This is a genomic window from Bacillus cereus group sp. BfR-BA-01330, assembly GCF_022663885.1.
GTDB classification, from domain to species: Bacteria; Bacillota; Bacilli; order Bacillales; family Bacillaceae_G; genus Bacillus_A; species Bacillus_A cereus.
Genome location: NZ_JAKUGK010000007.1, coordinates 313,255 through 337,936 on the forward strand (window position 1 = coordinate 313,255; position 24,682 = coordinate 337,936).

The window sequence follows — 24,682 nt, forward strand, 5'->3', positions numbered from 1 at the left end:
TGGAAAGAAGGACGATGTATGAAGAAAGTAAAGTGGACTTTATTAGGCGGCGTCGCAACGTTCGTAGTAGCGATTGTAATCTATAAACTTATCGTGTTAGCTGGTGGCTATATGATGGATGAAAAGCAGCTCGTTTTCCACTCTTCATCACGTATCGTTGACCAGAAAGGGAAAGAAATTACGAAATTATACGTAGAAAATAGAGAGCTCGTACCGATCGAGCAAATTCCGAAGTATGTGCAGCAGGCGTTTGTTGCGGTGGAAGATTCTCGTTTTTATGAGCATCAAGGGATTGATTATCCGTCTATATTCCGTGCTCTTTATAAAGATACGTTAGCTAGAGAGAAGGTAGAGGGCGGTAGTACCATTACGCAGCAACTCGCTAAAAACGTCTTTTTAACTCGTGAAAAAACATTTACGCGCAAATTGAAGGAAGTCGCAATTTCTCTTCAATTAGAGCAAAAATATACGAAGCAACAAATTCTTGAAATGTATATGAATCATATTTATTTTGGTCATGGGGCTTACGGCATTCAAGCGGCAGCAAAGTTGTATTTTAATAAAAATGTTGAGGATTTAACAGTAGAGGAAGGGGCAATGCTTGCAGGCCTTCCGAAGTCACCAAACGGATATTCACCGTACTATTCTGCAGAGAAGAGTAAGGAACGCCGTGATCTAGTGTTGTCACTTATGCATAAACAAGGCTATTTGACTGCAGAAGAAAGCGTTCGTTATCAAGGGAAGACAATTGCTCTATATAAAAATTTAGATGAGAATGAGCTTGCATATATGCCGTATATTGATATGGTCATAGATGAAGCCGCTCGTTTATACGGATTGTCTCATCAAGAAGTACTTCGCGGAGGATATACGTTTGTCGTACCTATGGATGAAAAGATTCAAAAGGTAGCATATAACCAGTTTCAAGATGCAAGGAATTTCCCTGGGAAAGAAGAGGGGGCGCAAGGTGCTTTCTTATTAATGGATAATCGTACGGGAGGGATTAAAGCGGCGATTGGGGGAAGAAAGTACGTCCCGAGAGGATTTAATCGTGTTTTTGCCAAAAGGCAGCCTGGATCTGTTTTAAAACCACTTATCGTTTATGCACCAGCACTAGAAACGAAAAAGTATAATCCGTATTCTTTATTAACGAATGAAAGAAATTCTTTTGAAGGGTATGAACCTCGAAATTATAATCATGAGTATTCAAAAGAAATGACGATGTATGATGCGATTTTAGAGTCGGCAAATGTACCGGCAGTTTCTTTATTAAATGAGTTAGGGGTAGAAGAAGGAAAGCAATATTTAGAAAAAGGAAATGTTCATATTGCAGATGCTGGTTTAAGTACAGCGCTTGGCGGATTGAAAAATGGCGTTTCAACATTTGATCTTGTAAAAATGTACCGTTCATTTTTAGCAAATGGAAATATTATCGAGCCGCACGTTATTGATAAAGTATTAAACAGACACGGTGCAGTCATTGGGGAATCTCCAAAAGTAGAGACGAAAATCTTCTCGAAGCAGACAGCATGGTATATGACGAAAATGTTAGAAGGAGTTGTCAAGGAAGGAACAGCAAGAGTTGGTGTATATAACGGTGCGTTAGCTGGAAAAACGGGTACAACTTCATTGCCAAATGACGATAAGGGAGCAAGAGATATGTGGTTCGTTGGTTATACACCGAACTTAGTAGGCGCTGTTTGGATTGGTTATGACCGTACGGATAAGGAGCATCAGTTGCAAGGAGAAAGTGCATCTGCGACAAAATTGTTTAAGAAAATTTTAACGAAGGCTAATGTAGAACATAAAGAGAAGTTTATGAAGCCTGAAGGTGTGGAAACAATCGGCGCTCCGATTCGGCTGCGCAAAATTGAAGATGTAAAAATGAAATTATCATTTAGCCCTTTCGGTTTATTTAAAGTAAAATTAAGCTGGACACCACTTCCAGATAACAGAATTATGTACCGAATCTATAGAGTGGAGAATGGAATTCATACGCATGTTAGCACTGTAAATGGTGCTGGAGAATATGAGGAAAAGTTCATTAACATATTTTCAAAACCAAGCTTTTACGTTGTACCATATAATACACAAACGAATCGTGAAGGAGAAAAGTCAAAAGTAGCTAAACCATAGTTTTTCTCTGTGTTATAATAAGAATGTTGTGAAAATAGTAAGCGTTTTTACGAATGTTTGTGTCAATTTAATGAACAACGTACATAATATTATGCATTTTGTTTTTACAAGCTGTATAGTAAAAAAAGATAAATATCGAACGTATTCGAAGCATTGGTAAGGAAGGGAGCAAGGGTCTTGGTAAGAAATATAAATGAGACATTTTTAAAAGCATGTAGGGGGGAACGTACTGATTATGTACCAGCATGGTATATGCGTCAGGCAGGTCGTTCGCAGCCGGAATATAGAAAGATAAAAGAAAAGTATTCTTTATTTGAAATTACACACAATCCAGAGTTATGTGCTTACGTTACAAAATTGCCAGTTGATCAATATAACGTAGACGCAGCAATTCTTTATAAAGATATTATGTCACCACTACCTGCAATTGGTGTGGATGTAGAAATTAAATCAGGTATTGGCCCAGTTATCGATAACCCAATCCGTTCTTTACAAGATGTAGAAAAACTAGGGGAAATCAATCCAGAAGATGACGTACCGTACATACTAGATACAATTCGTTTATTAACGACAGAAATGTTAGACGTACCGTTAATCGGTTTTTCAGGAGCTCCATTTACATTAGCGAGCTATATGATTGAAGGCGGTCCATCTCGTAACTACCATAATACGAAAGCGTTCATGTATGCAGAGCCAAAAGCTTGGTTCGCTTTAATGGATAAACTAGCAGATATGGTTATTACATATTTAAAAGCGCAAATTAACGCAGGGGCAAAAGCAGTTCAAATTTTCGATTCTTGGGTTGGAACAGTAAATGTAGCAGATTATCGCGTATTTATTAAACCAGCAATGGAGCGTATTTTTGCAGAAGTTCGTAAGATGGGTGTTCCAATGATTATGCACGGCGTAGGAGCTGCACACTTAGTGAATGAGTGGCACGACTTACCGCTTGATGTAGTCGGCTTAGACTGGCGCTTACCGATTGAAGAAGCACGTGCACGCGGTATTCATAAGGCGGTACAAGGTAATATGGACCCTTCATTCTTACTTGCACCATGGTCTGTTATTGAGGAACATGTAAAAGGTATTTTAGATCAAGGGATGAAACAGCCGGGTTATATCTTTAACCTAGGTCACGGTGTATTCCCAGAAGTAAATCCAGATACATTAAAACGTTTAACTACATTTATTCATGAATACTCTAAAGGGCAGTTAGCGAAGTAAAGGAGCATTGCTGTATGAAAAAGAAAATTGGTTTGCTTGTAATGGCATACGGAACGCCATATAAAGAAGAAGATATTGAACGTTACTATACACATATTCGCAGAGGAAGAAAGCCAAGTCCTGAAATGCTGGAAGATTTAACAGAGCGTTACCGTGCAATTGGTGGTATTTCTCCTTTAGCTACTATTACATTAGAGCAAGCTAAGAAGTTAGAACAGCGTTTAAATGAAGTACAAGATGAAGTAGAGTATCATATGTATCTTGGCTTAAAACATATTGAACCGTTTATTGAAGATGCAGTGAAAGATATGCATAACGACGGAATACAAGATGCAATCGCACTTGTTCTTGCACCTCACTATTCTACGTTTAGCGTGAAATCGTACGTTGGACGAGCACAAGAAGAAGCTGAGAAACTTGGAAACTTAACAATTCACGGCATTGATAGCTGGTATAAAGAGCCGAAATTCATCCAGTACTGGGTTGATGCAGTGAAAGGTATATATAACGGTATGTCAGATGCAGAGCGTGAAAAAGCAGTATTAATCGTATCTGCACATAGCTTACCAGAGAAAATTATTGCAATGGGCGATCCATATCCAGATCAATTAAATGAAACAGCGGATTATATCGCGCGCGGAGCTGAAGTAGCAAACTATGCAGTAGGCTGGCAAAGTGCTGGAAACACACCAGATCCTTGGATTGGTCCAGATGTACAAGATTTAACGAGAGAACTAAATGAAAAGCACGGTTATACTTCATTCGTATATGCACCAGTTGGATTTGTTGCGGAACATTTAGAAGTTTTATATGATAACGACTTTGAGTGTAAAGTTGTAACGGATGAAATTGGTGCAAAATATTATCGTCCAGAAATGCCAAATGCATCGGAGGCATTTATTGATTGTTTAACAGATGTTGTATTAAAGAAAAAAGAATCTGTACTGTAAGAAGAAAGGAGGAGCCTGCTTGAGGAAAAAAGTTGTGATCGTCGGCGGAGGCATCACTGGATTAACAGCAATGTATAACTTACAAAAAAATATTCATGAAAAAAACTTGCCGATTGATACATTACTTATAGAAGCATCGGGTAAACTTGGCGGAAAAATTCAAACCGTTCGAAAAGATGGATTTACAATTGAGCGCGGACCAGATTCTTTCTTAGCACGAAAAGAAAGTGCAGCTAGATTAGTGGAAGAATTAGGTCTTGGCGATGAACTTGTAAATAATCAAGCCGGTCAATCATTTATCCTTGTAAACAATCGGTTACATAAAATGCCGAATGGATCAATGATGGGAATTCCAACGCAAATTACGCCGTTTCTATTTTCCGGGCTGTTCTCCCCAATTGGTAAACTAAGAGCTGGCTTTGATCTATTAATGCCGAGGTCAAAGCCAGTATCTGACCAATCACTCGGACAATTTTTCAGACATCGTCTTGGAAACGAAGTGGTTGAAAACTTAATAGAGCCGTTATTATCGGGTATTTATGCAGGGGATATTGATGAAATGAGCTTAATGTCAACATTCCCGCAAATGTATCAAATTGAGCAGAAACATCGCAGTATTTCACTCGGTATGCGTACGCTCGCTCCGAAAGAAGAGAAAGCTGAACCGAAAAAGGGAATGTTCCAAACAGTGAAAACAGGTTTAGAATCTATCGTAGAATCTCTCGAAGCAAAGATGCATGAAGGTACGATAATAAAGGGAACTCGCATTGAAAAAGTTGCAAAACAGGGTGATGGTTATACGATTACTCTTAGTAACGGAAAAGAAATAGAAGCGGACGCCATCGTAGTGGCAACTTCGCATAAAGTATTGCCGTCCATGTTTGCTCAGTACAAGCAGTTTCGTTTCTTCCGTAATATTCCAGCCACATCCGTTGCGAATGTGGCACTTGCTTTCCAAAAGTCTGCAATCCAGCGCGATATTAATGGTACAGGATTTGTCGTATCACGAAATAGCGATTACACCATTACAGCATGTACGTGGACGCATAAAAAATGGCCACATACAACGCCAGAAGGAAAAACACTCCTTCGCTGTTACGTTGGACGTGCTGGTGATGAAGCGGTTGTAGAACAAACTGAAGAAGAACTCGTTCAGCTCGTACTAGAAGATTTAAGGAAGACGATGGATATTACAGAGGATCCAGAGTTTACAATCGTAAGTCGCTGGAAAGAAGCGATGCCTCAATATACAGTAGGCCATAACGAGCGAATGAAAAAGCTCACAACATTTATGGAGAAAGAGTTGCCAGGTATATACTTGGCAGGTAGCTCCTATGCTGGTGCTGGACTTCCAGACTGTATGAATCAAGGTGAGGAAGCTGCAAAGCGTGTATTATCTCATTTGGAGAAAGTAATAGATGCTGAATTAATCGCACAATAAATTATAAGAAACGCCTTCAATCATATTGAAGGCGTTTCGTTTATTATATAAAATACTTATTCGCCAATAAACATATATAAGTTATTTGGCTTTATAACAGCATCTCCTGCATAAATAACCCAATCTGTTAAGTTATCAAAATCTAAATGATAACTATTTCCTTCACTCATATCTTCTATAAAATATGGTTCATTGATGAGTATTCCTTGAATCAGGTCTTCTGTAATATGTTGCATTTCAAACCACATATGTTCGCTTTTACCCTCTTCATAGGAAACACCAAACTTAGCGAGAAAACGAAACTCTTCATTGGATTTTTCAATTTGAAAAATGTTGCTGAAATACCCGAAAGTATTTTTCGCATTATAAGCCATACGATCGGTTTCACTATTTGTTTTATAGAACATGAGCCCTGTAGCTTCCTCGTGTTCTTTGAAAAAACTTTCAATATATTCTTCTGAAGTATTAAATTTGAATAAGAGAACGGATGGAGATTGATGGTATTCATCTCGGGCATCCATTCCGCCTAAGAATGTATTTTGTGCATCTATTGGCTGTAATTTCACTTCTTCATCCTTGATTGAAGATAATTGGTCCATACTCGTTTTATGCCCTATATAAGATAATCCTTTCTCCCACGGAACAGCGACTGTATGTATAGAACCTTGCTGACTATGCGCGATAACGATAGGCTCATTCATAGGGACTTGTCCATTCTCAACGGCATTATTAGCAAATGTTTGAAAGAGATCGCCAATGCCGTAGTAGGAAGAAATACGATTTGGAATAATTAACTCTATTTCAGTTACGCCCGCTCTTAAAAGGCCGTGTGTATGAAACCAATATTGCGTAGGCTCGCCTTCTTTATCGTCTTCATAAACGGAATGAATAACGTATAAGTCAGGAATGTCAGGTAATAATTCATTTTCAACGTGATATTCAATATAGTTTCTAGATATCACTTTCATTGCTGCACTTGAATCGATTACAAATAACAAATCTGGGGCGAGGTTCCATAAAAATTGTATTTGCTGGAAAAAGCAGTCGAGTACATCGCCTACAAATAGCGTACGAGTGAAAATTTCAGTACCGAAAGCCGCATCTTCAAAATTACGATCTACAATTGTAGAATCTTGTCTATTGTACATTTTATATTCTTCTGGGTCATTCGCCTCATCAATATGCAGTTCATACGGTATGATTGTTTCATCCATATGTAACTCAACAATAAGGCTTGTCTCATCACTATAAACAATTTTTAACTCATCAACTTTAGTAGCGATATTTTCTAGCCGTTGTTTTAACTGCTCAATTGTAATTCTAGTTGGTATAACAGCAATCATATCTGAAAAATGACGTTCTAATGTTCCATTCATAGCTGCGCGGTATGTTTCTGTTTGCACTTCCATCCAATCACTCCTATTCAAATGAATCCATTTTACATGCCAATCAAATGTCGATATTTTCTGTTTTCTCTCTCTAACATTATAGAGTGCATTTGTAGAAGGTGTAAAATTATTATTTTGTATTATAGTTTGAAAGCTTGTAAATTAAATAAATCTTTTGTAAAATTTGTCGAAAAATAGTTCTATATAACGAATCATTTGTTATGATAGAAATGCTGAGAAAATATGAAATAGGGAGAGGAAAATGGCTGTGAAGAAATTGTTAAGCGTCTTTTTATCATTCTTGCTATTGCTTTCATTTACTGGAACTTTAGCGCAAGCAGAAGAAACTGCTTCTATGTCAGTAGAAAAAGCAATTCAAGTATTTAAGCTGCAAGGGAAAACGAAGGGGATTGTGGAAGGATATATTGTCGGATATACGCAAAGTTCTTCTAAATATACGAAGGATCCAGCTAAGTTTGATGATACAAACGTAGCAATTGCAGATTCGCCAAACGAAACGAATCCAGACAAAATCATGCCCGTTCAGTTGCCAAAAGGTGATGTGAGAACGGCAGTGAATGTAAAAGATCACCCTGAAAATATCGGGAAGAAAGTTAGTTTGACTGGGACTCTTGAATTATATTTTAGTAACCCAGGTCTAAAATCAGTAACAGCTTATAAGTTTCAAGGTGAAGGACAAAACCGTGTTAGCGATGTAGTAGCTTCACCGAACGGCGGAGAAGTTGCTAAAGGAACAGCGGTAACATTAACGACGAATACAGAAGGCGCAACAATCTACTATACGTTAGATGGCTCTAATCCTACTAATAAAAGTGTTCGTTATAATGGACAAATTATAGTGAATGAAAATAGTGTAGTGAAAGCAATCGCAGAAAAAGAAGGACTTACTTCTTCAGCAATTTCGACATTTTCATTTATTATCGTAAATAATGAACAGGTTCGTATTCATGATATTCAAGGAAAATCACATATGTCTCCTTACAACGGGAAGAAAGTATACAATGTGGAAGGCGTTGTAACAGCGCTTGATAAAAATGGTTTTTATATAGAAGACAATCAGCCAGATAATGATCCAGCTACTTCAGAAGGTATGTACGTATACAAAAAAGATGCGAATGTAGCAGTAGGAGATCTTATTCAAGTTGATGGAGTAGTAGAAGAATATGTTGGACCAGGATATGCAGAGCGATTTGAAACAGACTTAACGACGACAGAAATTAAGGCGAGTCGCGTTGTTGTAATCGCAAAAGATCAATCTTTGCCGGCACCGATTGTACTTGGGGAAAACGGTGTGAAAATCCCGGACCAGATTATTGATAATGATGCATTCGGTTTATTTGATCCAAATGAAGATGCAATCGACTTTTATGAAAGTATAGAAGGTATGCGTGTTACGATGCCAACACCAAAAATTATTGCACCTCAGAAAAACGGAAATTTATATGTAACAGTAAAAAATGGTGGAGATAAAGTAGTAACACAATATGGCACACCTCTATTAGATGAAAATCAATTAAACCCAGAGCGCCTTTCTGTAAAAGTACCTCGTGATTATGTAGCAAAAGTAGGAGATACTTTCACTGGAGATATAACAGGGGTAGTAGGATATGATTACGGTTCTTTCCGTATTTCGCCAATAACAGAACTGCCAGCTGTAGTGGATGGTGGATTTAAGCAAGTAGGCGCAAATATTCAGCCACGTCTTGATAAGTTAACGGTTGCTACATATAACATTGAAAACTTCTCAGCGAATAAAAAAGAAACAACAGATGAAAAGGTAAAAGCGTTAGCGTATTCTATTAAATACAACTTAAAAATGCCAGATATTATCGGTGTAGAGGAAATGCAAGATAATAACGGATCAATTAATGACGGTACAACAGATGCGTCATTAAGCGCAAAACGTATCATTGATGCAGTCCTAGAAATTCGTGGACCGAAGTATGAGTATGTAGAAATCGCTCCAAACAATAATCAAGACGGAGGAGCACCAGGAGCGAATATTCGCGTCGGCTTCTTCTATAATCCATCACGCGTGAAATTAGCGCCGGTACCGAAGTTACTTGATAAAAATGTTGTTCGTATTGGAGACGAAAATCCATTATTTGAAAGTACACGTAAACCGTTAGCGGCAGAATTTACGTTCCAAGGACAAAACATTGTTGTCGTTGCAAATCACTTAAACTCAAAACTAGGAGATGCAACGCCATTTGGAAAAGTGCAGCCGCTCGTATTAAAAAGTGAAGACAAACGAATTCAGTTAGCACAAGAAGTAAATCATTTCGTGCAAGGGATTCAGAAAAAGAATACGAATGCACCAGTTGTCGTGTTAGGTGATATGAACGATTTCGAATTCTCTAAACCACTAAAAACACTAGAGGGAACAATCTTAAAAGATATGTTAAACACAGTGCCAAAAGAGAATCGTTACACGTACATTCACGAAGGAAATGCACAAGTGTTAGATCATATTTTAGTAACAAATAATATCGCACCACACACAATTGTAGATCCAGTGCACTTAAACTCAAATATAATGAAAGAGCACGGACGTGTAAGCGACCATGACCCAGTACTTGCTCAAATTGATTTGAAGAAAGCTTCTTAAAGAAAGGAACGCTTAGGTGACTAAGCGTTCTTTGTTTGCATCGTTATAGAATAGTATAAAGAGATGATTCCTTTTTTTGTAATCTAATGATAAAATTGATTGAATATTTAGTTTTTAATAAGGAGGACAACAATGCAGTTACAAATAAATGGAAAGGTAATGAATCAGTTTGCAATTTTTTTTAGTACGATCATCATGCTTCAGTTTGTAGCTGATATAACAGGACTTACAAGCAATCTAGATATTACGTATAACTTAATACATACAGCAGCTTCTTATATAACATTTAGTTTGGCGGTTATTTTCACTTTAATAGGTGCAAGAAGAGAATTAAGTAAATATGCAATTGTTTCATTATGTTTAGTAATAGCGATTAAAGCGATTTATTTTGTAGCGGTTGTTATTTTATGGGGATTGGCAGGTACACCGTAAGTGAATAGTAAATAAAACCCTAATTTCCAATATAGTAAGGAAATTAGGGTTTTATTATACTTGAAACGCTTTTCTGCACCGCTCTCTTTTTTGCAACCTTCTTCTATATTTTTTTCTATCACGTTTTACTCCTTGTATATACATGATTAAGCTAACGAAGAGGAAGAAGGCACATTGTATTGTCAAAATATATGGTGACATGCCATGCAGCGGCTGCCTTGGATCATATAAATGAATAGGTGCTCCGCCTATTGTAGGGAGTACCGTATTTAGCAGGACGTAAGGAATAGAGGTAGTTGCAAATGGAAATAGAAGCGCCATATAGTCCTTTTGGGACCATGCAGATGCAGCAAGTCCTAAAAGAGCCATCAAACCTGCAAATAAAAAATTAATTCCGATATATACAGCAATGTAAGTGATGGGAGAAGTTTCATATAAGTTTGCGAACATCCCGTTATCATTTATAATGCCTGAACCAGCCGTTGGTACTCCGTCTGGAATGGTTAATTTGCAAAATAATAACGATAAGATGAATGGAAATGTATAAAGAAGTCCGCCGCAAAAAAATGTAACGATATATTTCGTTACTGAATAAGAAAATAAAGAAATTTCTTTACTGACAAACGGTTTAAAACCATCGGACTTATCCGAGTTATAACTTGTACTAAAGGGAAGACTTGCAATAACTGGCATTAATAATAAATAAACATCCATTTCATTGCCACGAAATCCAATCCATTTAATATCCGTCGATATAGGTCCATTCGCAGCGTCTCCTAAATAACGAATTACATAATAATAATGATAAATACAAATAAGAACAAATCCACTAAACATAATAATTAAAGAAACACGATTACAAAAAGCTTGCTTTATATTTAAACGAAGCGCACGCATCATGACTGAAAAAGCCTCCACTATTTTGATAAACTTGTCTATTTTCTATATTACTATTAATTGTAAAGATTTTCTTGTTTTTTTATTTGATTATTTGAAAAAGAGGAATTTTGTTGTTGTGAAGTAAGGTTTAGCTGAAATTAATTTTTCTAAAATATGGTTGACAATTAAGTATTACATTTGTAATCTTAATTATAGATTACAAATGTAATACTTAGGAGTGAAACATACGATGACAAATCAATTACCTAAAATATCTGAAGCGGAATTAGAAATTATGAAAGTACTTTGGTCGAGTTCTCCGCAAACAGCGAATGAAATTATAGAAGAACTGGAAGATGCAATGGACTGGAAACCGAAAACAATCCGCACATTAATTAATCGATTAGTACAAAAGGAAGCCGTTTCTTACCATCAAGATAAAGGGCGTATGTACGCTTATTATCCGTTAGTATCACAAGATAATTATTTGCAAGTGGAAACGAAATCTTTACTAAAACGTTTTTGCGGTGCAGCGTTTAAGCCATTACTTGTTAATTTCTTAAAAGAGGAGAAATTATCTTCAGAAGATATTAATGAATTAAAACGCATCTTAGATGAGAAGACAGAGGAGAATAAGAGGAAGGATCGATAAAAATGATAAACACGCTTATAAATGTATACCTTCCTCATTTTTTTGATTGGCTTATAGAAACGTCACTTATGGCTAGCATATTAGTCGGATTTATTTTATGTATAAAAGTTCTATTTAGAAATAAATTAACCCCCCGGTGGCAATATATGCTGTGGATCGTATTAATGATAAGACTCCTTTTACCGTGGTCGCCAGATAGCTCTTATAGCATTTACTCATTACTTTCTTATAGTTCTAGCGTATCGGAAGTTATTCCAAAAAATATGCCGGCTACTGAGAATATAGTGAACATAGAAAGCGACCGAAAAGTGGAATTGGAATCAAATTCTAAAATGGTGACAAAAACTAGCGAACCGGAAGTAAAAGTCAGTTCGGAAAAACAGACTACATTTTCTTTATACAAACTTGCTTTGTATGTGTGGCTAGCTGGGGTAATCATAGTAGCAGCCATCACGTTTCTTACAAATAGACGTTTATATTCTTACATAAAGAAACAACCGGATATTACGGACGAACAGGTCACTACAGTGTTTAATCGCTGTAAGCAGTCTATGAAAATGAAGAAGGCAGTTTCATTACGTCTTGCAGGAAAGATTGCAAGTCCAACGGTTTTTAGTTTCTTTCGCCCGAAAGTATTACTATCAAAAAAACATATGAAAGTATTAAATGAACAACAATTACAATATGTCTTTTACCATGAGTTAGCTCATATTAAGAGAAACGATGTAGCTGTAAATTGGATTATGTACAGTTTAATCCTATTAAATTGGTTCAATCCGATTCTTTGGTACGCCTATTTTTGTATGCGAGAAGATCAAGAATTAGCCTGTGATGCATATGCACTTACTTTTATAGATAAAGAGGAACAAATTGCATACGGTCATACAATTATTACCCTTCTACAACACTATTCCTATCAAGTACCAAGCCTAGCAAATTTAAGTAGAAATAAACGAACACTAAAAAGGAGAATCATTATGATTAAAAAATTCCAAAAGAAATCGTATCGTCTTTCTTTACTTGGAGTGATTGCGATAGCAGCTATAGCAGGCGGATTTTTATTAAATGCAAGGATAACCGAGGGAGATGAAAGACAGAAGGAAAAGGTTGTAGAAAATAAGCAATCTAAAGCGGCATTTGAAAAAGCGATAGAAACAGTATATGGTACACCAGAGAATGCAAGTAGAGAATGGGGTATGTCGATAAAGTCATATAAAAGAGATACAGATCTTTTGTATTTGGCAGAAAAGAATTTTACAAAAAAAGAATTTGAACAATATGTCCAATTATTTAAAGAGGCTAGCGAAATTCAGAAACAAGCAATGGTTAAGAAAAATGTGCCTGAGAATTATGATGGAGATACAAAGGAAATTAATCTTGAACGTTTGAATAAAACTAATCAAGAAAAATTAGCTAGTATTCAGAAGAAATTAAACCCTTTTAATGATAAATTGCAGAAGTCTTTAACATATACTATAGAAGAAGCAAAAGAACATGTACCGTATCAAATTAAGGAGCCAACTTATATACCTGAAGGTTATGAATTAAAGAGAGAATGGGCTGATTCATATTTTGGAAGAGATGTAGAATTAGTTATTAAATCAGAATATACAAAAGGGAAATATGGTTTTACAATTTACCAGTCAAGGATGTATATGGATGGTAATGTTAATGGTGGTAAGGATCCACTACACTACATGATGCCTGGAGAAGAGAATCTAGAAAGTTATAGTTTAGACGGGAAAGAAATGGTATATAATAAATATTCTCAAGGAGAGAGTAAGTTAAAAGGACTCAAAATGTTTGTACCAGCACAAGGTAAGAATAGTGATTATCAAATTGTCATAGTAAATGATATTTTTACAAGAGATACAAAGATATACGAAGAGATAATTGATGATGATCTAACTAAGAAAGAGATGGAGAAAATATTACTTTCTATGTCAAAATAATAGACAGTGTTCTTAAAACTTTGGTTTTAAGAACACTGTCTATTTTATTAAGTTTCTAGTGGGATCTAGTCAGCAATTATTTACGAATATATTCTAGCTTTCCATACAAGTATACTTTTTGATAAACTATGGACAGTATGATATAACTTGACTGAAATTTTTTTATACTGGAAATAATAAAAAGAGAACTTGTATAGAATGTAAGCGTGTGGTAATATCAAAGATGTACTGATTGACTATATTATCCAATTGGTCATTTTTGGAGGTGACAATGTGGCGATAGATCGAAAACGTTCTATTATTGAAGCTGCAACAAAGTCTTTTTCAGCGTTCGGTTATAAAGCAACAACGATGGATCAAGTAGCGAAGTTAGCGAATGTAGGAAAAGGAACGATTTATACTTTTTTCAAAAATAAAGAAGAGCTATTTGGTGAAATTATTTCTAATTTAATTACAGAAATGAAGCAAGTTGCAGAAAGTGCAATTCGTTCAGATGTTTCATTTTTTGAAAATGTACATAGAGCATTATATAGCATCTTGGAATTTAGAAAAGAACATCAGCTTATGATTAAATTAATTCAAGAAGAGCGCGATATGGGAACGAAAGAAGTACAAGAAGTTATGCAACAAGTTGATGTGGAAATCGTTTCTGTTATTCAATCGTATTTAAAGATTGCGATTGAAAAAGGTGAAATTAGCAAATGTGATCCAGAAATTACAGCATTTATTATGCTTCGTCTATATGTATCGCTTATTTTTGATTGGGAAAAAAATCATGAACCGCTAGAAAAAGAAAAAATTGCAGAGTTATTTGAACTTTATTTACTAAAAGGATTGTCAAACTAAGATAATCCTTTTAATTTTATAAAAAATGACCGAATGAACAATATGGTCATATATTTAAGTTAAGGGGGGATATAGAAAAATTATAATCATAATGAGAAAAAGTTGCATAGTAATAAATTCGGGAATAAGGCATATGTATGAACAAGTATAGCCTTTTTGTTTGGGTAAAAATGACTATATGAACATTTTGGTCATTTTATAAAAGGGGGAGGAATTATGAAAGGGAATCAGTTACTTCGGAAAGAGTTCACGGAAATTATAAAAAGTAAAAAAATATTAATTCCAATTATTGCGGTCTTATTCGTACCGATTTTATATGCAGGGATGTTTTTGTGGGCCTTTTGGGATCCGTATAAACAGTTAGATGACTTACCAGTTGCAGTAGTCAATTTAGATAAAGGCGCAGTATTTGATGGAAAACCAATTGAGGTTGGAAAAGGGCTCGTTGATAATTTAAAAGATAATAAAAGTTTTAAATGGGAGTTCGTAAGTGAAAAAGAAGCGAAGAAAGGAATGGAAGGTAGAAAGTATTACATGTTAGTGCGCATTCCAGATGACTTCTCCAGTAACGCTACAACGTTACTAAAAGACAATCCAAAGCCATTAAACTTAGAGTACATTCCAAACGAAAGTTTAAACTTCTTATCTTCACAAATTGGAGGAACAGCCATTGAAAAGATTAAAACTGAAGTATCAAGCACGTTAACGAAAACATATGCAGAGAAAATGTTTGATTCTATTAAAGATGTCTCAAAAGGATTAGCAGATGGGGCGGAAGGAGCAAATAAACTACATGACGGATCAAGTGAATTGCATGATGGTTCAAGTAAAGTGACGGATGGCCTTCATACGCTTCAAGGGAAATCTGGGGAGATGAAGGATGGAGTTCAGAAATTAGCGGATGGATCTAATAAATTAGTAGATGGGTCAGGCAAAGTAACAAACGGTTTAAATGTGCTAAATAGTAAAACAGGTGAAATGCAGGTAGGTATAGGGAAATTAGTAGATGGGTCAGGCAAAGTAACAAATGGTTTAAATACACTAAATAGCAAAACAGGTGAAATGCAGATAGGTATAGGGAAATTAGTAGATGGGTCAGGCAAAGTAACAGATGGTTTACATGCATTAAATAGCAATGCAGGTATAGGGAAACTAGTAGATGGATCAGGTAAAGTAACAGATGGTTTACATGCATTAAATAGCAATGCAGGTATAGGGAAATTAGTAGACGGATCGGGCAAAGTAACAGACGGTTTAAATACGTTAAATAGTAAAACGGGTGAGTTGCGTGATGGATCTGAGAAAGTGACCGGTGGCTTGAACAAATTAGTAAGTAAATCCGGTGAATTAAAAACAGGAACAACGGACCTATCAAATGGTATGGGAAAACTTGTTGAAGGGCAAAGTCAATTAGAAAAAGGGTCTCGAGAAATTCAAAAGGGATTGCAAGAGTTAAATAGTAACGTACAAAAGTCTGCTGCAGGCTTAGAGGAAATGCAGTCGAAAGTTCCTTCTATATTGAATACAGTAAATGAAAAAATAGATGGAGCTGGGGCGAATGTAAATCAGTTAAATGAACTTACACAATCAACAGCAGGAGATGCAAAAAATGCAGCACAAGAGGTAGCGAATTTACAAAAGCAAATTGAAAGTTTACCAAAAGAATATCAAGAGCAGTTACAACCGTTCATAACAAGTGCTGTAAAAAGTACAGCGACAGTTCAGCAAAAGGCTGCCGGAGTAGCAGGTGGAACAAATAAACTAAATGAAGAAGTAAAACAATTAAAGGGCGAAATACATCAAACAACAAATGGGTTGCAAAAAAACTTACCAAATCCAGCAGGGATAAAAACTCTAGCAGGTGGTATTGAGAAACTAACGAGCGCACAAAATGAATTTGTTAGTAAGTTTCATGGATTTGGTGAGGGATTAGATAATGCAAAAATAGGTGCCGATAAATTAAAAGATGGATCAGTTCAATTAATTGATGGAGTAACGCAATTACAAAGTGGCTCTGGAAAAGTGACAGCAGGATTAGGTCAATTATCTGCAGGAGTATCCAAATTAGCAGATGGGTCTGGTCAAGTAACAGGCGGTTTAGGGACATTATCTGTAGGTGTAACGAAATTAGCAGATGGCTCAAGCCAAGTAACAGGTGGTTTAGGAACATTATCTGCAGGAGCAAACCAAATGGCAGGTGGCGTAAATCAATTAGCAGATGGTTCAAGCCAAGTAACAGATGGTTTAGGAACATTATCTGTAGGAGCAAACCAAATGGCAGGTGGCGTAAATCAATTAGCAGATGGATCTAATCAAGTAACAACTGGCTTAGGTACTCTAAATGGTGGCCTAAATAAAATGTCAACCGGCTCAACCCAGCTAATCGACGGAGTAAATAAACTAGCAGACGGATCAGGAAAAGTAACTGATGGACTAGTGAAAGTAAACGATGGTTCAGGTGAACTTGCAGAGAAACTTGGCGAAGGAGCAGAAAAAACTGGTGAAGTAAAAGGGACGGATAAAACGTATGATATGTTTGCAAGTCCTGTAAAAGTGAAGACGGAGAAAATGGCGGAAGTGCCAAACTACGGAACCGGATTTACGCCGTATTTCCTATCACTCGGTTTATTTGTTGGGGCATTACTATTATCAATTGTATATCCATTACGTGATACAGTCGGTGTTCCAAAATCAGGGTTTAGCTGGTTTATTAGTAAGTTCGGTGTTTTACTATCGGTCGGTATTATTCAAGCGATAGTAGCAGATGTTATATTACTGTTCGGATTAGGTGTAGAAGTACAAAGTATTCCGTATTTCATACTCTTTAGCATCGTTACAAGCTTAGCATTTATCGCATTAATTCAATGTTTAGTAACAGCATTCGGTGATGCGGGCCGTTTCATTGCAATCCTAACATTAATTATGCAGCTTACAACTAGTGCAGGAACATTCCCGCTAGAATTAATTCCGAAGTTTTTACAACATTTTAATGCTTGGCTACCAATGACATACTCTGTATCAGGATTGAAAGCAGTCGTATCAAGTGGAGACTTTAACTTCATGTGGCAAAACATTGGAGTACTTATGATCTTTATCGTTGTATTATCCCTTGGAACAATCGCTTCATTAACTTGGATGCACAAACGACAATTTAGAAATGTTGCTGAAAATCAATCGGTTGAAGCATAGAAAAAAGCACCTTTTTGGTGCTTTTTTATTTTAATAGAGGGCACATCTTTTCCTTAGTTCATCTATAAATCTTTCTAAAAGCTATAGAAACGAAAGAAAAGGAATTACAACAATTTACAGAGAAACATAGGGTAGAGGAGTTGATATGATGAAAGGCAATCTTACTTATTATTTTATCGTAAATCCGCTAATAATCTTTCTTGTTTGCCCTTTCACCTATATTGTTTGATAAAGAAGTATATACAAGTATGAAAGATGCATTTGGAATACTTACGTTCTATGTAGTAAGTCTATGAACGCTTCAACATTCGAACTTGTAATGTATCCAAGCGTTATATATTCATCTTCATAGTAAAATATTATTTTTTTGTCAAAGATTCTTCTCTTCGTTTCTATGGATAGAATTTTTTCATAATCAAATTCGGCAATGAATGTGTTTTTATATTGGCTAAAAAAGAGAAGTCTTTGATTAGTAGCAAGTAACATGCCAGGATACGGGACTTTATGCGTAATCATATAGCCAGTAAGTGAACATTTTAAAGTAGATAAAATTTTTTCTTCTTTATGTAATAGTTGTTTTGCAGCTGTTAAGATTGGATTCATTGTATACATTCCTTTTATTTTGATATATGAATATTGTATCAAGAGTAAAAAGATTCTCAATATGTAATATTGCATATTGGCCGTTTTATAGTTGTAATATTATTTTTAAAAAGAAAAAGTACGAGGTGATTCAATGATACGGTTAGTAAAAGAGACTGATGCAGAAGCAATTATGAATATTAGAAAAGAAATTATATTATCGGAAACTACTACAAAATTTTTCATAGTATCCCCAAAGAAGTTACCGAATGATATGAATGCAGAAAGAGAAAAGATACGGAAAAGTAATGAGAAAGGTAATCTTTATATCGTGTATGAAGTAGATGGGAAGGTAGTTGGCTTTTTAATTTTCAACCGATATGAACTAGAACGGTTACAACACGCAGGCACAATGGGAATGGGGATTAAAGAGGCGTATTGTAATCAAGGCATCGGCACGAAATTAATTGAATTTCTTATTAGTTGGGCGAAAGGGCAGAAAGGTTTAGAGAAAATTTGTTTAGGTGTAGTTTCTGTTAATGATCGGGCAATTAAAGTGTACAAACGTATGGGCTTTGTAGAAGAAGGCAGACAACGAAAGCAAATTAAATATGAAGATGGATCATATGGAGATGACGTATTGATGGGGTTTTATATTGAATAAAAAAGAGAAGTATTCTATTGATAGAAAGTGGGAATTTATGAGTAATTGTATAGGCGGTACATATTTTAGTGAAGAGACTGCCAATATTGGCAGTCTCTTTTTAGTGAAAATGTTAAAATTTAGCGAATCTTAAGTTCCAATCTTTCTTTCTGACGAAGATGATGAGCAAAATGCATAGAAATAAGTTGAAACCATTCTATTGCATTTAAGTAACCAAGCCCAGGATGTTCGACTTTACAATCACTTGGAATAGAAGAAAGTGTTAGCTCTGTATTTTTTACAATTGTAATTAATTCTAGAAATTGTTTCTGCATTTCTTCTTTGGTGGCTGGATTTTCAGGTGTATATCCAGGATGATTTGGTACTTTAATTTGTATATTTGGGAAAGCACCAAGTTTATATACTTTTTCACCCATCTCTGTTTTTATGTTAGTTATTGATGGTGTTTCTATTTTACATTTTGTGATTGCATTTAACTGCATGTATGTGGAGGCAATTAAATGATTATACATTTGACCAAGAGACCATTCCTCACTAGAAGGCTTCATCCTAAATTGCTCTATAGAGTACTTTTCTAATTCCTCTATGTAATACGTTGCTAACTCCTCAAATTTCTTCATAGTGTTAACTCCTTTTTATAAAAATGTATTTGTTAATACCTAATATAAAGGATGGCTACTGACAACATTATGTCAGTAGTGAAATTAAAGTTTTAACATTTTTTTTGCTTCATCACGAATTTTCTCAGAAAGAATTTTTGGCTCAAGTACTTTTACTTGGCTTCCCCAGCTCAATACCCACTGAAATACTTCGTCTATGTTTCTTGATTTCAAAAAAACGTGAAAACTGCTATCTCTATGCTCGTATGAATCTATAAAAAAGTAGCGGGATTCAATAATCTTATGCGCAATATGTGATGGAAATAGTAAATGAACCGTAACAGTCCGATTGCTTTCAGGTTTATAGTTTTGTAAAGAAAAGTCTTTTGGCTTTGTAAAGAATTCTTGTTCTTGCTGTAACGTATCCATACGATCTAAACGAAAATTGCGTATTTGTTTTCGAAGTAAGCAATGTGCAACGATGTACCAAATTCCCGAAATATTGACTAAGCCGTAAGGATGGACGGTCCGCTGCATTTTTGTATTTTCCCTCGGTTTACGATAAGAAAAAGAGACAGCTTGTTCTTTTTGTATAGATTCTTGCAACAGAATCAGTTGGTTTTCAAGTTTTTTTTGTTCAGGTTGTTGCTGCGAAAATATAGGAGAAAGAAAACGAAAAGTTCCTCGTAATTCCCGGGCTTTCTTTTGTTGATCAGCAGGGAGAACAATTTCAAGTTTCTCTTTTGCTGATCGTGCATGTACAGAAAAAGAAGAAGTGAAAGTTTTCTCGATATAATCACCGCCTAATAAAAGAGTAACAGCCTCTTCAGGCGTAAGCTGAATGGGTGGTAAGAAATAACCATCCATTAATGAATAGCCGTAGCCAGGCATTGAATAAATAGGAACACCCGATTCGTTAAGTGCATCCATATCTCGATAAATAGTTCTTATACTAGTTTCGAATTTTTTAGCCAAGCTTTGTGCTGTAACAGTTTGTCTTCTTTGTAATTCAATTAATATAGCTAATAAACGATCTGTCCGATTCATGGAATATCACCTTCAAATTTTTATAAATATACCTACTGTAAACTTCTAAAAGCAGTATAAATTCCCCTGCATTAACAGACTTTTACCTATGTATAATATTAATATAGTAAAATCATAACAACCGATATTGCAGTTTCCAATAATATACTATATAATCAATTTAAGAAAACGTTTTCATGCAAAGGGGGAGAATTTCGTGTCGACTATAGAGGACGTGGCGAAATTAGCGGGGTTATCAAGGACAACGGTTTCTAGGGTGATTAATAATCATCCATATGTTTCAGATGAGAAGAAAAAAAGGGTTCAATTAGCAATGAAGCATTTAGGCTTTGTTCCTAATTCTGCGGCGAGAAGGCTTCGTAAACAAAAAACGGAAACAATTGCGGTGCTCGTTCCAAGGATTACAAATCCTTTCTTCAGTAGATTTATCGAAGCAATCGAGATTGCTGCTTCTGAACATAAATATAAACTGATTATTTGTCAAACAAGATATTTACCGGAAAAAGAGATGGAGTATTTACAATTATTATCTACGAAACAAGTAGATGGGATTATTCTATGTTCACTAGAAAATCCGTGGGAAGATGTAGAGCCATACTTACAGCACGGTCCAATCGTGTTGTGTAATGAATATATTGAGGAAGCAAATATTCCAACAGTGAAGTTTGATCATGCGCAAGGAGCATACATAGCTGCGAAGCATGTGTTAGATCAAGGATATCGTAATCTTATTTTTTGCCGTGGTAACGAAACCAAAGTCGTTAGCCAGCAGCGAAAAATGGGCTTTTTACGTGCAATAACTGAGAAGAGCCGCCAAGTAGAAGCGATTGACTTTCTTGAAAACGCTTTCTCTTGGGAAGATGGAAAACGAATATTCCATGAAGTATTAAAGGACAAAAAAAATCCTACCGCGATTTTGGCAGGAGGCGATGAGGTAGCAGCTGGAATTATCTCAGAGGCGAAACGTCATAACTGGAGCATTCCAGATGATCTCGCTGTTATCGGTTTTGATAATCAAATATTATCGCAGATTACAGAACCAGGTATTACGACAATTGAACAGCCAATTGATGAAATGGCCCGAAAAGTTGTCGACCTAATGATGGATAAAATCCATACGAAAAATTATCGAAAAAAAGAATTGTATGAGTTTGAACTGGAGCTCTTGGTGAAAGGTTCAACGATGAAGGATAAGATGTTATTAGCCTAGTAGACTATATCTGCTAGGTTTTTTTTATGTTCACAAACTACTATTCTTCGTGAACGCAATCATCACATTTGTTATGGTATGCTTCGTGCTGCTCATCAATTTCTTTCCCGCAGTGCGCACAAGTTTTCGTCGGTAAATTTCTGAAAAACTCCATTGGTTGATCGATCATGTCAATCCCTCCATTTCCATTTCTTACTATTATTGTATTAGTACAAAAAATAAAAGTCAACAACTGTTTTATAACAAAATTGAAAATTAATGAAAAAGTTTAGGAAATGGATTATAGTTAACAATGTAGGATGTAAGCAAAACATGCATTTCTACTCGGTTTTAGAAAGGATGGATACATATGAAAATGACTGTTGTCGGCTTTTGGGGCGGCTTTCCAGAAGCGGGAGAAGCAACGTCGGGGTATTTGTTTGAACACGATGGTTTTCGTTTACTTGTAGACTGTGGTAGTGGTGTACTAGCACAGCTTCAAAAATATATAACACCGTCTGATATAGATGCAGTTGTACTGTCGCACTATCATCACGATCATGTTGCAGACATTGGGGTATTGCAATATGCGAGACTAATTACGAGTGCGACAACAAGGCAACTACCAGAACTACCAATATACGGTCATACATTTGATGAGAATGGATTCCATTCTTTAACGCATGAACCGCATACGAAAGGAATCCCGTACAATCCAGAAGAAACACTTCAAATTGGACCGTTCTCGATTTCATTCTTAAAAACTGTTCATCCTGTTACATGCTTTGCGATGCGTATTACAGCTGGAGATGATGCTGTAGTATACAGCGCTGATTCAAGTTATATTCCTGAATTCATTCCATTCACAAAAGATGCTGATCTTTTCATTTGTGAGTGTAATATGTATGCACATCAAGAGGCTGCAAAAGCAGGGCATATGAATAGTACAGAAGTAGCAAGTATTGCAAAAGATGCGAATGTAAAAGAACTTTTATTAACGCACTTACCGCATACAGGCAACCCATCTGATTTAGTAACAGAAGCAAAACAAATTTTCAGTGGTCACATTACGCTAGCGCATAGTGGCTACGTATGGAACTCATGAGGTGATACGATGTTATTTATTGATAATAAAGGAATTACAGACCCTAGAATAAACTTAGCAATTGAAGAATATTGTGTGAAAAATTTAGATATTAACGAAACATATTTACTGTTTTACATTAATGAGCCTTCGATTATCATTGGTAAAAACCAAAACACAGTAGAAGAAATTAATGCAGATTACGTAAAAGAAAAAGGTATTCATGTCGTTCGTCGTCTATCAGGCGGAGGCGCAGTATATCACGATTTAGGAAACTTAAACTTCAGCTTTATTACGAAAGATGATGGAGACAGTTTCAGCAACTTCAAAAAATTCACAGAGCCTGTAACGAAAGCGCTTAGTAAATTAGGCGTAAATGCAGAACTAAGTGGTCGTAACGACATTTTAGCTGAAGGCAGAAAAATTTCAGGTAACGCACAGTTCGCAACGAAAGGTCGTATGTTCAGCCACGGTACGTTACTATTTGACTCTGAAATCGATCACGTCGTATCAGCGTTAAAAGTAAAAATGGATAAGATTCAATCAAAAGGAATTAAGTCAATCCGTAGCCGCGTTGCGAACATTACAGAGTTCCTAAACGAAGAAATGACGACAGAGGAGTTTAGACAACTTCTTCTAGAAACAATTTTCGAAGGAGAAACAGAAATCCCAACGTATGAATTAACAGAAAATGATTGGAAAGAGATCCACAAACTTTCTGAAGAACGTTACCAAAATTGGGATTGGAACTACGGAAAATCACCGAAGTTCAACTTACAACATTCACACCGCTTCCCAGTTGGACAAGTTGATGTTCGTCTTGAAGTGAAAAAAGGAACAGTAACAGAATGTAAAATTTACGGCGACTTCTTCGGTTCATTAGATGTTCATGATATCGAAGAGCGTCTAACAGGCGTTCAGTTCGATAAAGATGCATTCACTGCAGCTTTAGAAGGCGTAGATATTGCACGCTACTTCGGTAACATTACAACAGAAGATTTCTTACATTTATTCTTCTAAAAATGAGGGAGGCTTCCATAACGGGCAGCCTCTTTCTTTTTGCGTAGATTGTCAGGTTTTGTCGGTAAGTCGATATATTTGAAAAATCGCCGATATAAACCGAGTTGCGCTGATATATTTGGAAAATCGCCGATATAAATTGAGTTGCGCTGATATAACTGAAAAATCGCTCATATAATTTCATTTACCAAAAAACATAAAATCACAGGACATTTGCCCCTCGTAAAGGAATATATATATTCAAAAGGAGGCGAATCGAAATGAAAAGGGTAATGTACGTTATATTATTGCTCAGCTTCGTCATCGGAATGACAGCGTGTAACAGTGGATTGCCCTCAAGTCGTACAATTTTGTCTATCGGAAAACCGGCTGAGGATAATGTTATATATTTTACGCATACAGATAACAAACGAAAGATACATGATATACAAGACATGTTTCAAAATAAGAAGTGGAAAAGAAATGAAACATTCAGCACTGTTAATAAAACACCAGATGTCGTCTTATCAATAGATGAAAACAACAAAGGGTTACCGACGTTATATGTTACGGTGTATTTTCATGAAGATGGAGCGGACGCTCTTAACTTGCACGGCGAGCATACGACGTTAAATAAAGAGGAACTTAATAAACTTAGAGAAAAGATGAATGCATATTATCCTAAAATGATTTCTGGTCTAGTTTCATAAATTACTTACAAATAAAATCCCCTTATTCTTCCAAAGTAAACTAAGAGTAGGTGGTCTGTCTATATGCAGTTAATAGAATATCACTTGCCA

21 protein-coding genes are annotated in these 24,682 nt (G+C 35.9%); 15 read left to right on the forward strand and 6 right to left on the reverse strand.

The features are described from left to right. The first annotated feature begins 18 nt into the window (after positions 1–18). The 4 genes from MR112_RS21230 to hemY all read left to right on the forward strand — a co-directional run bounded on the left by MR112_RS21230 (position 19) and on the right by hemY (position 5,751). A complete protein-coding gene (locus MR112_RS21230) occupies positions 19–2,136 on the forward strand; it encodes a transglycosylase domain-containing protein (protein ID WP_242245272.1) in 2,118 nt (705 codons plus the stop codon). Between the two features lie 177 nt (positions 2,137–2,313). After that, positions 2,314–3,360: a uroporphyrinogen decarboxylase gene (hemE, locus tag MR112_RS21235; protein WP_086395911.1), complete on the forward strand. Its 1,047-nt coding sequence runs from the start codon at positions 2,314–2,316 to the stop codon at positions 3,358–3,360. A gap of 14 nt (positions 3,361–3,374) precedes the next feature. Continuing rightward, positions 3,375–4,310: a ferrochelatase gene (hemH, locus tag MR112_RS21240; RefSeq protein WP_000726801.1), complete on the forward strand. Its 936-nt coding sequence runs from the start codon at positions 3,375–3,377 to the stop codon at positions 4,308–4,310. Between the two features lie 19 nt (positions 4,311–4,329). After that, complete coding sequence (hemY, locus tag MR112_RS21245; protein WP_242245273.1) at positions 4,330–5,751, forward strand: protoporphyrinogen oxidase; 1,422 nt, start codon at positions 4,330–4,332, stop codon at positions 5,749–5,751. A gap of 56 nt (positions 5,752–5,807) precedes the next feature. On the opposite strand, the gene MR112_RS21250 is transcribed toward hemY, so the two are convergent. Next, positions 5,808–7,160 (reverse strand): DUF4026 domain-containing protein, encoded by a 1,353-nt coding sequence (locus tag MR112_RS21250; protein WP_242245274.1) that lies wholly within the window; start codon positions 7,158–7,160, stop codon positions 5,808–5,810. A 241-nt stretch (positions 7,161–7,401) separates the two neighbouring features. Here MR112_RS21250 and MR112_RS21255 point away from each other — a divergent pair, with 241 nt between their 5' ends. After that, positions 7,402–9,768, forward strand: a complete 2,367-nt coding sequence (locus tag MR112_RS21255; protein ID WP_242245275.1) for a DUF6359 domain-containing protein — start codon at positions 7,402–7,404, stop codon at positions 9,766–9,768. Between the two features lie 132 nt (positions 9,769–9,900). Continuing rightward, positions 9,901–10,200 (forward strand): hypothetical protein, encoded by a 300-nt coding sequence (locus MR112_RS21260; RefSeq protein WP_001176843.1) that lies wholly within the window; start codon positions 9,901–9,903, stop codon positions 10,198–10,200. A 54-nt stretch (positions 10,201–10,254) separates the two neighbouring features. Here MR112_RS21260 and MR112_RS21265 read toward each other — a convergent pair whose 3' ends face one another. Beyond that, positions 10,255–11,100 (reverse strand): hypothetical protein, encoded by an 846-nt coding sequence (locus tag MR112_RS21265; protein WP_000984145.1) that lies wholly within the window; start codon positions 11,098–11,100, stop codon positions 10,255–10,257. Positions 11,101–11,329: 229 nt separating this feature from the next. On the opposite strand from MR112_RS21265, the gene MR112_RS21270 reads away from it, so the two are divergent. The 4 genes from MR112_RS21270 (at position 11,330) to MR112_RS21285 (ending at position 17,718) form a co-directional block, all read left to right on the forward strand. Next, positions 11,330–11,731: a BlaI/MecI/CopY family transcriptional regulator gene (locus MR112_RS21270; protein WP_000184509.1), complete on the forward strand. Its 402-nt coding sequence runs from the start codon at positions 11,330–11,332 to the stop codon at positions 11,729–11,731. 2 nt (positions 11,732–11,733) lie between these two features. Beyond that, positions 11,734–13,683, forward strand: coding sequence for a M56 family metallopeptidase (locus MR112_RS21275; protein ID WP_242245276.1), 1,950 nt, complete (start codon positions 11,734–11,736; stop codon positions 13,681–13,683). Between the two features lie 273 nt (positions 13,684–13,956). Continuing rightward, positions 13,957–14,529 (forward strand): TetR/AcrR family transcriptional regulator, encoded by a 573-nt coding sequence (locus MR112_RS21280; protein ID WP_000963381.1) that lies wholly within the window; start codon positions 13,957–13,959, stop codon positions 14,527–14,529. A 216-nt stretch (positions 14,530–14,745) separates the two neighbouring features. After that, entirely contained in the window at positions 14,746–17,718 is a 2,973-nt protein-coding gene (locus MR112_RS21285) for a YhgE/Pip family protein (protein ID WP_242245277.1), read from the forward strand. A gap of 270 nt (positions 17,719–17,988) precedes the next feature. Here MR112_RS21285 and MR112_RS21290 read toward each other — a convergent pair whose 3' ends face one another. Beyond that, positions 17,989–18,321, reverse strand: coding sequence for a PH domain-containing protein (locus MR112_RS21290; RefSeq protein ID WP_001068219.1), 333 nt, complete (start codon positions 18,319–18,321; stop codon positions 17,989–17,991). A 133-nt stretch (positions 18,322–18,454) separates the two neighbouring features. Between MR112_RS21290 and MR112_RS21295 the strand changes: the two genes are divergently transcribed. Then, entirely contained in the window at positions 18,455–18,964 is a 510-nt protein-coding gene (locus MR112_RS21295; RefSeq protein ID WP_000620467.1) for a GNAT family N-acetyltransferase, read from the forward strand. Between the two features lie 119 nt (positions 18,965–19,083). Here the strand turns inward: MR112_RS21295 and MR112_RS21300 are convergent, their stop codons facing one another. Then, a complete protein-coding gene (locus MR112_RS21300; RefSeq protein WP_049107261.1) occupies positions 19,084–19,584 on the reverse strand; it encodes a DinB family protein in 501 nt (166 codons plus the stop codon). Positions 19,585–19,668: 84 nt separating this feature from the next. Beyond that, the gene (locus MR112_RS21305) at positions 19,669–20,610 is read right to left on the reverse strand and encodes a helix-turn-helix transcriptional regulator (RefSeq protein ID WP_049107262.1); all 942 of its coding nucleotides are present in this window, start codon (positions 20,608–20,610) and stop codon (positions 19,669–19,671) included. A gap of 196 nt (positions 20,611–20,806) precedes the next feature. Between MR112_RS21305 and MR112_RS21310 the strand changes: the two genes are divergently transcribed. Continuing rightward, complete coding sequence (locus MR112_RS21310; protein ID WP_000103715.1) at positions 20,807–21,820, forward strand: LacI family DNA-binding transcriptional regulator; 1,014 nt, start codon at positions 20,807–20,809, stop codon at positions 21,818–21,820. A 40-nt stretch (positions 21,821–21,860) separates the two neighbouring features. On the opposite strand, the gene yhfH is transcribed toward MR112_RS21310, so the two are convergent. Then, positions 21,861–21,989 carry a protein YhfH gene (gene yhfH, locus MR112_RS21315; RefSeq protein ID WP_000567010.1) on the reverse strand — a complete coding sequence of 43 codons (129 nt, stop codon included), beginning with the start codon at positions 21,987–21,989 and terminating at the stop codon, positions 21,861–21,863. Between the two features lie 180 nt (positions 21,990–22,169). Between yhfH and MR112_RS21320 the strand changes: the two genes are divergently transcribed. The 3 genes from MR112_RS21320 to MR112_RS21330 all read left to right on the forward strand — a co-directional run bounded on the left by MR112_RS21320 (position 22,170) and on the right by MR112_RS21330 (position 24,592). Beyond that, a complete protein-coding gene (locus MR112_RS21320) occupies positions 22,170–22,904 on the forward strand; it encodes an MBL fold metallo-hydrolase (RefSeq protein ID WP_016122068.1) in 735 nt (244 codons plus the stop codon). A 9-nt stretch (positions 22,905–22,913) separates the two neighbouring features. Beyond that, complete coding sequence (locus MR112_RS21325; protein WP_000897277.1) at positions 22,914–23,903, forward strand: lipoate--protein ligase; 990 nt, start codon at positions 22,914–22,916, stop codon at positions 23,901–23,903. A gap of 260 nt (positions 23,904–24,163) precedes the next feature. Next, positions 24,164–24,592, forward strand: coding sequence for a hypothetical protein (locus tag MR112_RS21330; protein WP_000832612.1), 429 nt, complete (start codon positions 24,164–24,166; stop codon positions 24,590–24,592). Positions 24,593–24,682 lie beyond the last annotated feature (90 nt).

Bases quoted from the DNA above. Each gene is read 5' to 3' on its own strand.
- hemH (WP_000726801.1), top strand. From the start codon at position 3,375: ATGAAAAAGAAAATTGGTTTGCTTGTAATGGCATACGGAACGCCATAT.
- MR112_RS21290 (WP_001068219.1), bottom strand. From the start codon at position 18,321: ATGAATCCAATCTTAACAGCTGCAAAACAACTATTACATAAAGAAGAA.
- MR112_RS21320 (WP_016122068.1), top strand. From the start codon at position 22,170: ATGAAAATGACTGTTGTCGGCTTTTGGGGCGGCTTTCCAGAAGCGGGA.
- MR112_RS21265 (WP_000984145.1), bottom strand. From the start codon at position 11,100: ATGATGCGTGCGCTTCGTTTAAATATAAAGCAAGCTTTTTGTAATCGT.
- MR112_RS21260 (WP_001176843.1), top strand. From the start codon at position 9,901: ATGCAGTTACAAATAAATGGAAAGGTAATGAATCAGTTTGCAATTTTT.
- MR112_RS21295 (WP_000620467.1), top strand. From the start codon at position 18,455: ATGATACGGTTAGTAAAAGAGACTGATGCAGAAGCAATTATGAATATT.
- MR112_RS21300 (WP_049107261.1), bottom strand. From the start codon at position 19,584: ATGAAGAAATTTGAGGAGTTAGCAACGTATTACATAGAGGAATTAGAA.
- MR112_RS21270 (WP_000184509.1), top strand. From the start codon at position 11,330: ATGACAAATCAATTACCTAAAATATCTGAAGCGGAATTAGAAATTATG.
- MR112_RS21255 (WP_242245275.1), top strand. From the start codon at position 7,402: ATGGCTGTGAAGAAATTGTTAAGCGTCTTTTTATCATTCTTGCTATTG.
- MR112_RS21305 (WP_049107262.1), bottom strand. From the start codon at position 20,610: ATGAATCGGACAGATCGTTTATTAGCTATATTAATTGAATTACAAAGA.
- MR112_RS21230 (WP_242245272.1), top strand. From the start codon at position 19: ATGAAGAAAGTAAAGTGGACTTTATTAGGCGGCGTCGCAACGTTCGTA.
- MR112_RS21285 (WP_242245277.1), top strand. From the start codon at position 14,746: ATGAAAGGGAATCAGTTACTTCGGAAAGAGTTCACGGAAATTATAAAA.
- MR112_RS21275 (WP_242245276.1), top strand. From the start codon at position 11,734: ATGATAAACACGCTTATAAATGTATACCTTCCTCATTTTTTTGATTGG.
- yhfH (WP_000567010.1), bottom strand. From the start codon at position 21,989: ATGATCGATCAACCAATGGAGTTTTTCAGAAATTTACCGACGAAAACT.
- MR112_RS21325 (WP_000897277.1), top strand. From the start codon at position 22,914: ATGTTATTTATTGATAATAAAGGAATTACAGACCCTAGAATAAACTTA.
- MR112_RS21330 (WP_000832612.1), top strand. From the start codon at position 24,164: ATGAAAAGGGTAATGTACGTTATATTATTGCTCAGCTTCGTCATCGGA.
- MR112_RS21250 (WP_242245274.1), bottom strand. From the start codon at position 7,160: ATGGAAGTGCAAACAGAAACATACCGCGCAGCTATGAATGGAACATTA.